General features: G+C 65.4%; 14 protein-coding genes. 8 read left to right on the forward strand and 6 right to left on the reverse strand.

The window, feature by feature from the left end:
* Positions 1 to 72: 72 nt before the first annotated feature.
* Together rpmF and ACOCG7_RS25780 are read right to left on the reverse strand one after the other, a co-directional pair.
* Positions 73 to 252, reverse strand: coding sequence for a 50S ribosomal protein L32 (gene rpmF, locus ACOCG7_RS25775; protein WP_006051932.1), 180 nt, complete (start codon positions 250 to 252; stop codon positions 73 to 75).
* A 101-nt stretch (positions 253 to 353) separates the two neighbouring features.
* Entirely contained in the window at positions 354 to 998 is a 645-nt protein-coding gene (locus ACOCG7_RS25780; RefSeq protein ID WP_083086581.1) for a DUF177 domain-containing protein, read from the reverse strand.
* Positions 999 to 1,210: 212 nt separating this feature from the next.
* On the opposite strand from ACOCG7_RS25780, the gene ACOCG7_RS25785 reads away from it, so the two are divergent.
* Positions 1,211 to 1,828 (forward strand): Maf-like protein, encoded by a 618-nt coding sequence (locus ACOCG7_RS25785; protein ID WP_083086656.1) that lies wholly within the window; start codon positions 1,211 to 1,213, stop codon positions 1,826 to 1,828.
* Positions 1,825 to 2,544 carry an SAM-dependent methyltransferase gene (locus ACOCG7_RS25790; RefSeq protein ID WP_083086580.1) on the forward strand — a complete coding sequence of 240 codons (720 nt, stop codon included), beginning with the start codon at positions 1,825 to 1,827 and terminating at the stop codon, positions 2,542 to 2,544. Before ACOCG7_RS25785 ends, ACOCG7_RS25790 begins: the two co-directional genes overlap by 4 nt.
* 57 nt (positions 2,545 to 2,601) lie before the next feature.
* Here ACOCG7_RS25790 and ACOCG7_RS25795 read toward each other — a convergent pair whose 3' ends face one another.
* The 4 genes from ACOCG7_RS25795 to ACOCG7_RS25810 are packed head-to-tail and all read right to left on the reverse strand — an operon-like array spanning position 2,602 to position 5,707.
* Positions 2,602 to 3,606, reverse strand: a complete 1,005-nt coding sequence (locus ACOCG7_RS25795; RefSeq protein WP_073431785.1) for a S49 family peptidase — start codon at positions 3,604 to 3,606, stop codon at positions 2,602 to 2,604.
* Between the two features lie 25 nt (positions 3,607 to 3,631).
* Entirely contained in the window at positions 3,632 to 4,033 is a 402-nt protein-coding gene (locus ACOCG7_RS25800) for a Rieske (2Fe-2S) protein (RefSeq protein ID WP_083086578.1), read from the reverse strand.
* Positions 4,030 to 4,689 (reverse strand): HAD-IA family hydrolase, encoded by a 660-nt coding sequence (locus tag ACOCG7_RS25805; protein WP_073431783.1) that lies wholly within the window; start codon positions 4,687 to 4,689, stop codon positions 4,030 to 4,032. Before ACOCG7_RS25805 ends, ACOCG7_RS25800 begins: the two co-directional genes overlap by 4 nt.
* Positions 4,682 to 5,707: an RluA family pseudouridine synthase gene (locus tag ACOCG7_RS25810; RefSeq protein ID WP_083086577.1), complete on the reverse strand. Its 1,026-nt coding sequence runs from the start codon at positions 5,705 to 5,707 to the stop codon at positions 4,682 to 4,684. Before ACOCG7_RS25810 ends, ACOCG7_RS25805 begins: the two co-directional genes overlap by 8 nt.
* A gap of 732 nt (positions 5,708 to 6,439) precedes the next feature.
* Between ACOCG7_RS25810 and ACOCG7_RS25815 the strand changes: the two genes are divergently transcribed.
* The 6 genes from ACOCG7_RS25815 to ACOCG7_RS25840 all read left to right on the forward strand — a co-directional run bounded on the left by ACOCG7_RS25815 (position 6,440) and on the right by ACOCG7_RS25840 (position 13,889).
* Complete coding sequence (locus ACOCG7_RS25815; protein ID WP_083086575.1) at positions 6,440 to 9,736, forward strand: Rne/Rng family ribonuclease; 3,297 nt, start codon at positions 6,440 to 6,442, stop codon at positions 9,734 to 9,736.
* Positions 9,737 to 9,929: 193 nt separating this feature from the next.
* Positions 9,930 to 11,039, forward strand: coding sequence for a GTP 3',8-cyclase MoaA (moaA, locus tag ACOCG7_RS25820; protein WP_083086574.1), 1,110 nt, complete (start codon positions 9,930 to 9,932; stop codon positions 11,037 to 11,039).
* Positions 11,040 to 11,049: 10 nt separating this feature from the next.
* Complete coding sequence (gene mobA, locus ACOCG7_RS25825; RefSeq protein WP_083086572.1) at positions 11,050 to 11,664, forward strand: molybdenum cofactor guanylyltransferase MobA; 615 nt, start codon at positions 11,050 to 11,052, stop codon at positions 11,662 to 11,664.
* A gap of 74 nt (positions 11,665 to 11,738) precedes the next feature.
* On the forward strand, positions 11,739 to 13,043 hold the full coding sequence (gene glp / locus ACOCG7_RS25830; RefSeq protein WP_083086654.1) for a gephyrin-like molybdotransferase Glp: 1,305 nt from the start codon (positions 11,739 to 11,741) through the stop codon (positions 13,041 to 13,043).
* An 82-nt stretch (positions 13,044 to 13,125) separates the two neighbouring features.
* Positions 13,126 to 13,401: a hypothetical protein gene (locus tag ACOCG7_RS25835; protein WP_073431778.1), complete on the forward strand. Its 276-nt coding sequence runs from the start codon at positions 13,126 to 13,128 to the stop codon at positions 13,399 to 13,401.
* The gene (locus ACOCG7_RS25840) at positions 13,401 to 13,889 is read left to right on the forward strand and encodes a GNAT family N-acetyltransferase (RefSeq protein ID WP_073431777.1); all 489 of its coding nucleotides are present in this window, start codon (positions 13,401 to 13,403) and stop codon (positions 13,887 to 13,889) included. Before ACOCG7_RS25835 ends, ACOCG7_RS25840 begins: the two co-directional genes overlap by 1 nt.
* The last annotated feature ends 19 nt before the right edge of the window (positions 13,890 to 13,908 follow it).

A 13,908-nucleotide genomic window follows, 5' to 3' on the forward strand; every position in this document is an offset into this window, starting at 1 on the left:
TGCCGAGCCGGGAAAATGTCAAGCGAGCCGATCGCCACGCGAAACGCCAAGGGGCGCAACGCAGTGAAACGATTAGTCGTTCTTCGTCTTGACGACTTTCTTGCCGCGATAGTAGCCGTTCGGGCTAACGTGGTGACGCAGATGCACTTCGCCCGTGCTCGGCTCCACTGCCAACGGCGCTGCCGTCAGGAAATCGTGCGAACGGTGCATGCCGCGCTTCGACGGCGACTTCTTATTTTGTTGAACTGCCATGACTAACTCCTAAAAATTTTCCGAATTCTAACACAGCCCGATCCGGTCTCCGCCACTGGCCAAATGGCCAAGGCGCCCGCATCGCGCTCCCATGCAACTGATCAGTGCTTCTTGTCGTCCGGGTCGCCGCGCTTGAGACCCTTGAGCGCCGCGAACGGATTGGGCCGTTCGGGTTCGCCGCCCGCATCAGCCTCGTCCTGCGCGCTCTCGTCGCCCTCGCCTTCCGCACCGGCCACACCAGAGACGAGGCTCTCGTGCACTTCGGGGCAGACCTCGTGCTTGGGCACGAGCGGCAAGGAAAGCAGCAACTCTTCTTCGATCAAGTCGATGAGATCGAACTGGCGCGAGCCGACGATCACCTCGACTTCATCCTCGTCGAGCGGAAACTCTTCGGCTTCCGCCTCGGTGCTGACGATCCGGTAAGTTGCATCGACATTGAACGCCTGCGAATACGGTGTCATGCACCGCTGACATTCGAGCCATGCCGCGCCGTGAACCGCCATCCTCAAATAAGGCTGGGGACCCTCGGTGCCGTCATCCTGCAATTCCGGCTGCGTCGCCCCTTCGGCTTGCCAGGTGAACGCGGTATCGCGATCTGGCGCTTCTGCCGGGACTTCGTTTAACATGCGCGGCAGTTGCGAGACGCGCACGACACCTGCGGCCTGCCGCCCACTCCGCGCAAATTCGAACAGATCGAGCTCATGCGGGTCGGACAGACCAGCAGGGTTGCCAGGATGTTGAGTCATGTGCGCTCCTGCGTCGGCAAGGATTTCGCCGGGATAACCGGGTTTATATTGCAGCCCGCGAACTCTGTAAAAAAGCCCGCCCGCGCAATAGCATACCGATGAAAAGCCCAAAATCATATCCGTTTTGTCTTTTTGAGTCAAACACTTAAGCCCGTACACGCGCGAGTTCCGCGCAAGCCCGTACGTCCCGCCTCTCTAGCCGTTGGTTGACCATGCCAGATTCCCCCAATCGCCCGCCGCGCCTGATTCTGGCGTCCAGTTCGCCGTATCGCCGCGAACTGCTGGAACGCCTGCGCGTGCCGTTCGACGTCGCCGTGCCCGCAATCGACGAAACAGCCTTCGCTGGCGAAACACCCGACATCACTGCGCTGCGGCTCGCCGAAGCGAAGGCTCGCGCGGTGGCGGCGGGACTCCCCGCCGGCGAGGCCGCGCTCGTGATCGGCTCGGACCAGGTCGCCACCTACGACGGCTTGCAGATCGGCAAACCCGGCACGCACGAAAAGGCGCTCGCGCAGTTGCGGGCGATGCGCGGCCGCGAAGTGCTGTTCCACAGCGCGCTGTGCCTGTTCGATAGCCGCTCGGCAGCAGCGCAGACGGCCGACGTGATGACCCGCGTGCGGTTCCGCGATCTGCCGGACGCCGCGCTGGACGCCTATCTGCGGACGGAAACGCCGTACGACGTCGCGGGCAGCGCAAAATCCGAGGGACTCGGCATCGCGTTGCTCGAGGCCATTCATTCCGACGACCCGACGGCACTCGTCGGCCTGCCGTTGATCGCACTGTCGCGCATGCTGCTCGCGATGGACTTTCCACTCCTGGGGGCGCAATGACCGGCACGCTTTATCTGATCCCGAACACGCTCGGCGAAGGCGACGCTGACGCGCTCGACGCCGTCCTGCCGGCGCCGGTGCGCGCCCGCGCGGCGTCGCTGCACTACTACATTGGCGAAAACGCGAAAACCACCCGCGCTTTCCTGAAGAAAGTCGGCACCGAACGGCCGATTCAGGAAATCGAAATTCGCGAACTGAACGTCAACACGCCGGCTGGCGAGATCGACAAGCTGCTCGCGCCGCTCCTGGCCGGCACCGACGCGGGCCTCGTCTCCGAAGCCGGCTGTCCGGCGGTCGCGGACCCTGGCGCGCTGCTGGTGCGCCGCGCGCATGAGCGCGGCGTGAAAGTCGTGCCGTTTGTCGGACCCAGTTCGATTCTGCTGGCCTTGATGGCTTCCGGCCTGAACGGCCAGAGTTTTGCGTTTCACGGCTATTTGCCGGTCGAGCCCACCGAGCGGGCCAAGCGCCTGAGGGAACTCGAACTGCAATCGCGCAAGGGTAAGCAAACGCAGATTTTTATCGAAACGCCATATCGGAATCGTGCGCTGCTGGACACCGTGCTGGCGACGTGCGCGCCGTCGACGCTCGTTTGCGTCGCGGTCGATCTGACGTTGGAGACGGAAACCATCGCCAGCCACAGCGTGGCCGACTGGAAGAATAAGTCAGCGCTCGATCTGCACAAGCGGCCAGCAATCTTCCTCATTCTGGCCGTTTGAGGCCCGCACGCAAAAGCCCTGCGCAATCGCATTGCGCAGGGCTTTTTCCACGACGAATCACCGCAGGTTGAACTTCCCGCCCAACGCCATCGCATGCACGGCGCCGCTGCCGACCGCCGCGCCGAACTTCCGCGCGACGCGGTCCGTGATGCTTTCCTTCACCGTGTAGTCGACGATATCCGGCGCCTTGATGATGTCGCGTGCGACGAAATTGGCGTCGCCAAAACCGTCGGCAAGACCCAGTTCGACGCTCTTCTGACCCGTCCAGAACAGGCCCGAGAACATGTCCGGCGTTTCATGAAGACGCTTGCCACGGCCCTCGCGCACCGCCTCGATGAACTGCGCGTGAATCTGGTCGAGCAACTCCTGCGCATGCTGATCCATCTTCGGCGTTTCCGGCGAGAACGGATCAAAAAAGCCCTTGTTCTCACCGGACGTGCGCAGTCGCCGCTGGACCCCCAGCTTGTCCATCAGGCCGGTGAAGCCAAAGCTGTCCATCAGCACGCCGATCGAGCCGACGATGCTCGCCTTGTCCACGTAGATCTTGTCGGCCGCCGCGGCCGCGTAGTAACCGCCGGACGCGCACATATCTCCCACCACGACGTACAGCGGAGTGGACGGATGCTTGGCGCGCAACCGGCGAATCTCGCTATAAATGATGCCCGCCTGCACCGGACTTCCGCCCGGACTGTTGCAGCGCAGGATCACGCCGGCCGTGCCGGAGTCGTTGAACGCGCTTCGCAAGGCGGTTGCAACGTCTTCGGCGTTCGCGGTGGTGTCGGCGGAGATTTCGCCGTCGAGTGCGATCATCGCCGTGTGGCGTCCGGCGACGGCAACCTTGTCGCCGGAAAAATCGAACAGACCCCAGACGGCGAGCAGCACGACGGCCAGAAAGATGAAACGGAAGAAGATCTTCCAGCGGCGCGCCGCGCGCTGTTCGTGGATCGCCGCGAGCGCAATGCGTTCGAGCGCGGCGCGCTCCCAGCCCGGCTCATCGGCGGAGGTACGGGGGCGGCCAGTCAGGGAGGGTTCCTTCGGCTCGGGAGTCAAATTGTCGGACATGCGGTGCAATGGAAAGAGAAGGGAATCAGGGCGTGAGGGGGCGCAGTTCGCCGTCCGGCAGCCAGAATACGGCACGGCCTTCGGGCGTATCGCGTTCTTCCACTTGGACGGGGCGTAATCTGCCGCCGCGGCAGGGGCCACCGACGCATTTGCCCGTATCGGGCGCGTAAATCGCGCCATGTGTAGCGCACATCAAGTATAAACCTGACGATTCGAAGAACTGTCCCTCGGCCCAGTCGAGCTCCATCGGCACGTGGGCGCAGCGGTTCAGATAACCGTAGGCGCGGCCGTCGTAGCGAACGAAAAACACTACGACCTCGTCGTTCGCGAGCCGCGCGGCGCGGCGCACGCCAGCGCCGCCGTCCAACAGTTCGTCAGCGGCGCACACGCGGACAGCTTGCGCCGCCTCGGCCACGCCCGCACTCATGCGTTCTCTCGCAGCCAACCGGACAGCACACTGACGCTGGAGGCGACGAATTTCGGCGACAAAGCGCTCAAGGAGCCCGCCGGATGCGCGCCGTAAGTCACGCCGATGCCGGCGACGCCCGCATTGATCGCCATTTGCAGATCGTGCGTGGTATCGCCGACCATCACGGTGCGCAGCGGGTCCTGCCCCAGTTCGCGCGTGAGTTCGTGCAGCATGGCCGGATGCGGCTTCGAAAAGGTTTCGTCCGCGCAGCGCGTACCGTCGAACAGGCTGGTCAGGCGCGACTGGTCGAGCGCGCGGTTCAGCCCGACGCGGCTCTTGCCCGTCGCCACGGCCAGCAGATAACCTTGGTCGCGCAATTCCTGCAGCATCTCGCGCACGCCGACGAACAGCTCGGTGGTCTGATCCTTGACCAGATAATGGAAGCGGTAGCGCTCGGCGAGACGCGGATACTCCACCGGATCGAGCGTGGGCGCGGCGATTTGCAGCGCGTCGCGCAGCCCGAGACCGATGACGTAGCTCGCGGCCTCGTCGGCCGGCACGGGCAAGCCCAGGTCGCGGCACGCCGCCTGGATGCTGCGCGTAATGTGAGCGGTCGAATCCATCAGCGTCCCGTCCCAGTCGAAGACGATCAGGTCAAATTGCTCTCTAGCCATGCGTGGACGTCTCCGGGTGTGACCCATTTCGTAATTCGTTGAGCTGCGCGATGAAGCTGCGGCACTCGGCCGGCAACGGCGCCTCCAGTTGCAGCGGCGCGCCGGTTGCCGGGTGCGTGAGCTTGAGCCGGTAGGCATGCAGGAACATGCGCTTCAAGCCCGGCCTGGCGTTGGCGCGCGCCAGCGCCTTGTTCAGCGCGAAGTCGCCGTATTTGGCGTCGCCGACGATCGGCAGGTCCAGATGCTGCAAATGCACGCGAATCTGGTGCGTGCGGCCGGTTTTCAGTTCCGCCTCGAGCAGCGCGTATTCCGGCCAGCGATCGATCAGATTGAAGACCGTGTGCGACGCGAGGCCATCCGCCTGCACCCGCACGCGCCGCTCTCCGTCTGCTGTCAGGTACTTGTGCAGCGGTTCCTTGACCGCGCGGCGGCGGCCCCAATCGCTCGCCCAATCGCCGTGAACGCACGCATAGTAGCGCTTATCCATCCGGTTCTCGCGAATCTGCTCGTGCAGATCGACGAGCGCGGCGCGCTTCTTCGCGAGCATCAGGATGCCGGAGGTCTCGCGATCCAGCCGATGCACCAGTTCGAGAAATCTCGCCTGCGGCCGCGCCTCGCGCATCTGTTCGATCACGCCGAAGGCGACACCGCTGCCGCCATGCACCGCCACGCCGGCCGGTTTGTCGATGACCAGCAGATGCTCGTCCTCGAAAATGATCCTGAACTGCGCCGACGGCACCGCCGCTTGCGTGATCTGCTCATTGTGCTGGGCGACCCGAATGGGCGGCACGCGCACCAGGTCGCCAAGCTCGAGACGGTACTGCGCGTCGATCCGGCCCTTGTTGACCCGCACTTCCCCGCTGCGCAGGATGCGGTAAATATGGCTTTTCGGCACGCCTTTACAGACGCGCAACAGGAAATTGTCGATGCGCTGTCCGGCCGCACTGTCGTCGATCTCGATCATCGAGACCTGGTCGCTTGCGACCGATTTCTGGGATATTTTGCCTAACTCTTTCATTCTGAATATAATTTGCCCAGCAGTCTGCGGCGGCCGGCGCAGTGTCCGGAATTCGGGCGGATTGCGCGGGTGCAAGCGATAAACCGTTATTTTACTTGCGCCGGGGTCTGGTTGCTCACCCTCAAAATGAGATGCAACAAGTTGCACGCACGAAGTCAGTGCCCGGCAGGGACGGCGCCCACAGGCGCGTTCGGTCAAGGTCGGCTTCGACGGTAACGGAATTTTGGTAAAAAAGAATTTAACTTTCAGCTTCGGTATCGGGCGGTCTGACGCCCTGCTGTACGAAGCTGCCGGTTGCGAAAATACGGCGTGCGCCCAAGGCGTCTTGTAGAAAGTACAAGACATGGCGACGTCAAAATGAGGCGAGACACCCCCAGCAGGAAAAGACGCGCCGCTTGCGCGAACTTCCCGTTGCGGCATGACCGCAGCCTTCGACCCTCCGGTCACGCGCCCAGTCGGCGCACCGGCGCGAGTGGACGAATGGCTTATGAAGGTCTGCTGGCAGAACCCGCGGCGTGTCGGGTCGTTATTTGAAGCCGTGTTCGCATGTGCCCTGCGGCACCGCGCCCATGTTCAATGGGCCGGGCCCTCTCAGGCAATTCTCCCGCCAATTTTCCCGCTCCAGCGTGCTTGTGAAAACACAATAAGGCGCGGCATGCCGTTGCCCCCTGCGCTCTCGCGACTGACAACCGCGCGGCCAGGGGCCAGGCTAAGCCGCTCTGGAGCCGTTCAATGAAACGCATGTTGTTCAATGCGACGCAGCAGGAAGAACTGCGCGTCGCCATCGTCGATGGGCAAAAACTCATCGACATCGACATCGAAACCGCCGGCCGCGAACAGCGCAAAGGCAATATTTACAAGGGCATCATTACCCGCATCGAGCCGTCGCTCGAAGCCTGTTTCGTCAACTACGGCGAAGACCGCCACGGTTTTCTGCCGTTCAAGGAAGTCGCCCGCCAGTACTTCCGCGACGGCGTCGACATGCGCTCCGCGCGCATCCAGGACGCCCTGAAAGAAGGCCAGGAACTGATCGTTCAGGTCGAAAAGGAAGAGCGCGGCAACAAGGGCGCGGCCCTCACCACATTCATCTCGCTCGCCGGGCGGTATCTCGTTTTGATGCCGAACAACCCGCGCGGCGGCGGCGTATCGCGCCGTATCGAGGGCGACGACCGTCAGGAACTGCGCGAAACCATGGCGCAGCTGCAATTGCCGGAAGGCATGAGCATCATCGCGCGCACGGCCGGCATCGGCCGTTCCGCCGAAGAACTGCAGTGGGACCTGAACTACCTGATGCAATTGTGGCGCGCGATCGAAGCCGCGTCGCAAAGCGGTTCGGCCGGCCAGCCGATGCTGATTTATCTCGAATCGAGCCTCGTGATCCGCGCGATTCGCGACTACTTCCAGCCCGATATCGGCGAAATCCTGATCGACACCACCGAAATCCATGACCAGGCCCGCGCCTTCATGGACATCGTGATGCCCGACAATGTCAGCAAGGTGAAGCGGTATCACGACGACGTGCCGCTCTTCTCGCGCTTCCAGATCGAACACCAGATCGAAACGGCGTACTCGCGCACGGTGCCGCTGCCCTCGGGCGGCGCGATCGTGATCGACCACACGGAAGCACTGGTCGCGATCGACGTGAACTCGGCGCGCGCCACCAAGGGCGCCGACATCGAGGAAACCGCCGCGCGCACCAACCTCGAAGCCGCCGACGAAGTGGCCCGCCAGTTGCGCCTGCGCGACCTGGGCGGCCTGATCGTGATCGACTTCATCGACATGGAATCGGCCAAGAGCCAGCGCGAAGTCGAACAGCGCCTGAAAGACGCCTTGAAGCACGACCGCGCGCGCGTCCAGATGGGCAAGATCTCGCGCTTCGGCCTGATGGAACTGTCGCGCCAGCGTCTGCGCCCGGCCTTGTCGGAAGGCAGCCACGTGACCTGCCCGCGCTGTAACGGCACGGGCCACATCCGCGATACCGAATCGTCCGCGCTGCAAGTGCTGCGGATCATTCAGGAAGAAGCGATGAAGGAGAACACCGCGGCGATCCACTGCCAGGTGCCGGTCGAGGTCACCGCCTTCCTGTTGAACGAAAAGCGCTCGGAAATCAACAAGATCGAGTCGCGCTTCAAGGTCAACGTCGTGCTGGTGCCGAACAAGCACCTCGACACGCCGCACTACAAGCTGGAGCGTCTGCGTCACGACGATGCACGCCTCGACGAACCGCGTGCTTCGTGGAAGATGGCCGAGGAAGCGGCCCGCGAACTGGAATCGGAAACCGGTTACAGCAAGCGCACAGAGGAAGTGAAGCCGAAGCAGGAAGCGGCGGTCAAGGGCATCACGCCGGAGAAGCCCGCGCCGAGCGCGCCGGTTCGCCCGGTGGCGACAGCCCCGGCTCCGGTCGCGGTGACGCCCGCTGGCGGCGGCTTCATCGGCTGGCTGAAAAATCTGTTCGGCATGCAGCCGGCAGCCCCGGCGCCCGCGGCGCCGGCCACCGCCGAGAAGCAAGCGCGTCCGCAACGCGGCGAGCGCACGGAGCGCGGTGAGCGCACCGGCGAACGCGGCGGCGATCGCAACCGCAATCGCCGTGGCGGCGCAGCCGGCCGCGATGCGGCGGGCCGTGGCGAAGGCACGGGCGGCGGCCGTCAGGCTCAAGGGCAGCAGCCGTCGGCGCGTCGCGAGGAACGCGAACCGCGTGAAGGCCGCGAGGCACGCGAGGGCCGTGAGCCGCGTGAAGCACGTGAGCCGCGTGAACCGCGTGCCGGCCGCGAAGGCCGTGAGCCGCGCGAAGGTCGCGAGGGCCGTGAAAACCGTGATCGCGACAATCGCGGCGCCGAGCGCACGGAAACCGTCGAAGGCGCACCGCGGGGCGAGCGTCCGGAACGCGGCGAACGCCGTGAACGGGGCGAGCGTGTCGAACGCGGCGAGCGCCGCAAGCAGCAAGCGGAAACCACGGATGCGCTAACGACGCAGCCGGACGCGCAAGCGGCGGAAGAACTGGCGCAAAAGCAGGTCGCACTGGGCGAAAGCGGTGCGCCGGCCGATCAGGAAGCGGTGGCGCGTGAAGGTGAAGAGCGTCGCCGCCGCCGTCGCGGCCGTCGCGGTGGCCGTCGTGAGCGTGAAGAAGACGTGAACGGCAATCTGGCCGCCGATGTCGCGGAAGCTGAAGGCCAAAACGTCAGCGTGACCGACGAAGCGCCGGTGCGCACGACGCATCAGCCAGTCGAGCATAAGGCCGAAGTCAGCGCCGAAGCCGACGAAGCGAAGCAGGTGACGCCGGTGGAAGTCGTGGTCGCAGCTGTCGCCACTGACTCGGCTGTGGTGAGCGAACTGCACGCGGCAACCGAGACGCCGGCTCTGGCCGCCGAGAAGGCCGCCAGGACCGAAACGGTCGTTCCGGTCGCAGAGGCGCCGGCGGCACCGGCGGCAATCGAACCGGCAACGGAAACGCCGGTTGCGCAAGCCGCCGCGGCACCCGTTGACGCCGCGCAAGCGACGCCGGCCGCAAGTGAAACCGTTTCGCTGGTCGAACCGGTCGCACGTGCCGAAGCTCCGGTTCAGGCGCAGGCTGAAACGCCTGCACCGGCTCCGGCTGTCGAGGCGCAAGCCGCGCCGGCTCCGGTGGAAACCGTGGCTCCGGCCGCAATGGTCGAGACGCCGGCCGCCGAGCCGGCGCCGCAAGCCGAGATCGTCGAACCGCAGCCGATCGTAGCAGCGGTTACGCCGGCGGCGGAACCGGCGGAACCTGCGAAACCCGCGGCGGCCGAGGCGCCTGTCGCCGCCGCACCGTTGGCGACACAGGCTCCGCACGCGGTACGCAATGGCGCCGTGTCGGCGGAAGCCCTGAAACCGGTGCTGGAACAAGCCGGTCTCGTCTGGGTGAACACCGACGCCGAGAAGCTGCGCGCAGCGCAGGAAGCCGCTGCGCAGGCCGCCAAGCCGGCCCGCGTGGTGCGCGAGCGCAAGCCGTTGCCGCCGCTCGATAGCGCGCCGATGCAACAAGTGGAAACGGGCAAGCACACGCAGTAAGCCGCCCCGTCGTCCTCGAAAAGCCCGCCTTCATCGGCGGGCTTTTTTTATGCGCGAGGAAAGCAGGTTGGACACCGCGCCGGACGCGGCTCCCCGTATACCCGCAGAGGCGCCAGGGCTCCATCAGTCGCGCAATGCATTTCCGATAGAATGAACAGGCCGCTTTTCATTCCAGCACCGAGCCAGGCCATTCATGTCCCGACGCATCATCCCTGTTGCCGATCTCAGCGCGGTGCCGGTCATCTCCGGCCCGGCGCAGGCGCCCAGCGGCGCGTTGCACGATACGCTCGCCCGGCCGCTGCGCGACCTGCGCATTTCGGTGACGGACCGCTGCAATTTCCGCTGCGTCTACTGCATGCCTCGCGCCGTGTTCGATAAGGATTACGCGTTCCTGCCGCACAGCGCGTTGCTGAGCTTCGAGGAAATCGAGCGCCTCGCGCGGCTCTTCGTCGCGCATGGCGTCGAGAAAATCCGGCTCACGGGCGGCGAGCCGCTGCTGCGTAAAAACCTCGAATTCCTGATCGAACGGCTCGCGCGGCTCTCCACGCCGGCAGGCCGCCCGCTCGATCTGACGCTGACCACCAACGGCTCGCTGCTCGCGCGCAAGGCGCAAAGCCTGAAAGACGCCGGCCTGAGCCGCGTGACCGTGAGTCTCGACGCGCTCGACGACACGCTGTTTCGCCGCATGAACGACGCCGACTTCGCCGCGGCGGACGTGCTGGAGGGCATCGCCGCGGCGCAAGCGGTCGGCCTCGCGCCGGTCAAGATCAACATGGTGGTCAAGCGCGGCACCAACGACAGCGAGATCCTGCCGATGGCGCGCCATTTCAAAGGCTCCGGCGCGGTGCTGCGCTTCATCGAATACATGGACGTCGGCAGTTCGAACGGCTGGAACATGACCGAGGTGCTGCCGTCCGCCGACGTGGTCGCGCGCATTGCCGAGCATTTCCCGCTCGTGCCGCTCGAAGCGCACAGCGCTGCCGAGACCGCCCAGCGCTGGGGTTATGCCGACGGCAGCGGCGAGATCGGCGTGATTTCGAGTGTGACGCGCGCCTTTTGCGGCAGTTGCACGCGAGCGCGTCTATCGACCGAAGGCAAGCTGTATCTGTGCCTGTTTGCATCGTCCGGTCACGATCTGCGTGCGTTGCTGCGCGCCGGGGCGAGCGACGTCGAGATCGCCACCGCCGTCGCCGAAATCTGGCAAAGCCGCGGCGATCGTTATTCGCAACTGCGCGGCAGCAGCGCAGCCGAACCCCACGCGCAGGAAGGCCGCCGCGTGGAAATGTCGTACATCGGCGGTTGAGCCGCGGCGCATGAAGCCAGGCCGCGAACACATCACGGGGCTGGTGCTCGCCGGTGGCCGCGGCATGCGCATGGGCGGTGCCGACAAGGGTCTGCAGGCGCTGCATGGCGAACCGCTCGCCGCGCATGTGCTGAAGCGCCTCGCGCCGCAAGCCGGCGCGCTGCTGATCAGCGCCAATCGTCATCCCGAGGCGTACGCCGCGCTTGGCGCGCCGTTCGGCGCCACGGTAGTGGCCGATACCCTGCCCGGCTTTCCCGGCCCGCTGGCCGGGCTGCTCGCGGGGCTGCGCGCGGCCGGCAGCGCTTACGTGCTCAGCGCGCCGTGCGACACGCCGGGCCTGCCCGACGACCTCGGCACCCGCCTCGCGCACGCGCTCGATTCGAGCGAGGCCGACATCGCCACGGCCACGACCTGCGACGCGCAAGGTCAAGTCTCCCTTCATCCGGTGTTCGCGTTGCTGCGCACCGATCTCGCGGACGACCTGTCCGCCTTTCTGGACGCCGGTGAGCGCAAGGTGCGCGCGTGGTACGCGCGCCACAAGACGGTGGAAGTCGCCTTTACCGACGAGCGCGCGTTTTACAATATCAATTCGTTACAAGAACTCGCCGACCTCGAGCGTCATTGAGGCCCCGGTTGAAATCCCGCTCCGGCCGCACGGCAACAGCCGCTCCCGCCTTCGGCCGCGACGTCCAGCTCTTCATGACCACGCTTAACGAATTTTCCCGCTGCGTCGCGCAGTACGATCCCCACGCGCTACCGGTTTCGGCCGCCCAGGCGATCGTCCGGCAGTGGGCGACGCCGGTCACGGCAATCGAACGCGTGCCGTTGCGCGACGCGCTCGACCGCGTGCTGGCCGCCGATATCGTGTCGCCGATCGACGTCCCCTCGCACGACAACTCCGCGATGGACGGCTACGCGTTCAACCGCGCGGCGCTGGCAAGCAATGCGTCCGCCGTCGAGTTGGCGATCGTCGGCAAGGCGCTGGCCGGGCATCCGTTCGCGGGCCGCGTGGATGCGGCGACGCAATGCGTGCGCGTCATGACGGGCGCCTCGATGCCGGCGGACTGCGACACGGTGGTGCCGCAGGAGCTCGTCGAACGGGCCGCCGACGCCGCCTCGATCCGCTTCGCGGCGAATGCCGTCGCCGCCGGCGCCAACCGGCGCCGCGCCGGTGAAGACCTCGCGCGCGGTCATGCGGCACTGCGCGCCGGGCGCATCATGCGGGCGTCGGATCTCGGCCTGCTGGCGTCGCTTGGCATCGGGGAAGTCAACGTGCGGCGGCGCTTGCGCGTCGCCTTCTTCTCGACCGGCGACGAATTGCGCTCGCTCGGCGAACCGCTCGACCCGGGTTCCGTCTACGACAGCAACCGCTACACGCTGTTCGCGATGCTCCGGCGCCTGAACATGGACACGCTCGATCTCGGCGTGGTGCGCGACGAGCCTGCCGCGCTCAAGGCCGCGCTGCGCAGCGCCGCGGCCAGCGCCGACGTGGTGTTGACCTCGGGCGGCGTCTCGGTCGGCGAGGCGGATTTCACCAAACAACTGCTGCAGACATTCGGCGACGTCGCCTTCTGGAACCTGGCAATGCGACCCGGCCGGCCGCTCGCTTTCGGCCGTGTCTGGTCCGGCGAGCGACCGGGGCTCGGGCTTCCCGCGCTATTCTTCGGTTTGCCGGGCAACCCGGTCGCGGTGATGGTGACGTTCTATCAGATCGTGCGCGAGGCGCTGTTGCTGATGTCGGGCGCGACGCCGCAGCCGCTGCCGGTCATTCACGCCGCCAGCCGCCAGGCGATCCGCAAGCGCGCCGGGCGCACCGAATTCCAGCGCGGCGTCGCCGCACGAGACGCGCAGGGGCAATGGCACGTCGCGCCAACCGGTTCGCAAAGCTCCGGCGTGCTGAGTTCGATGAGCGAGGCGAATTGTTTCATCGTGCTCGGGCACGATGAAGGCGACATTGCCGAGGGAGAGCGCGTCGCTATCATGTTGTTCGACGGCCTCATCTGACGCCTCGCCCGCCGAAGGCGTCCATTACCGGTCATTTGCAGCTGTACCCATTACCACTACGACATATACGGGTTTGACTTACATGAAAAAACAGATCTCGTTCATCGCACCGGGACAAACGGCCAAAGCGCTCATCCTTGTTTACCTGACCTTCTCGGTGCCGATCGTGCTGCTGGGCGTGCTCGTCGCGTTCATCCGGTACGGCTCGGTGGAACTGAGCACGGTGTTCAGCGCGCTGCTGCTCAATGCGATCCTCGGTTTCATCTTGTTGTGGATCGCATGCCACGCGTATAACTGGGTGGCTTCGCGCTTCGGCGGCATCGAAATCCAATTGACCGACGTGCCGGAAGAAGCCTGATGTCCGCAACGATCCGCCCCGCCACGCCGGCGGACACCGGCGCGATCTTCGCGTTGGCGTACGAACTGGCGGAATTCGAAAAGCTCACGCACATCTTTGCCGCGACGGAAGACGGTTTGCGTGACGCGCTGTTCGGCGCGCGGCCCTCGATCGAGGCGCTGGTGGCCGAAAACGAAGGCCGCATCGTCGGCTATGCGCTGTTCTTCCACAATTACTCGAGTTTCGTCGGCAAACGCGGGCTGTATCTCGAAGACGTCTACGTGCAACCGAGCCAACGCGGCAGCGGTCTGGGCACGGCGCTGTTGCGGCGTCTCGCGGCGTTGGCCGTGGAACGGCGGTGCGGGCGATTCGAATGGACCGTGCTGGACTGGAACCAGCCGGCCATCAGCTTCTACGAAAAAATGGGCGCGACGGTCATGCCGGATTGGCGTGTCGTGCGGCTGACGGGGGATGCGCTCGAACGGCTGGCCCAAGGAGTGGCGGCCTGACTCAGCGCCACGTCCCAAG

The sequence above is a fragment of the Paraburkholderia sp. DD10 genome (genome assembly GCF_049177125.1).
Lineage (GTDB): Bacteria > Pseudomonadota > Gammaproteobacteria > Burkholderiales > Burkholderiaceae > Paraburkholderia > Paraburkholderia terricola.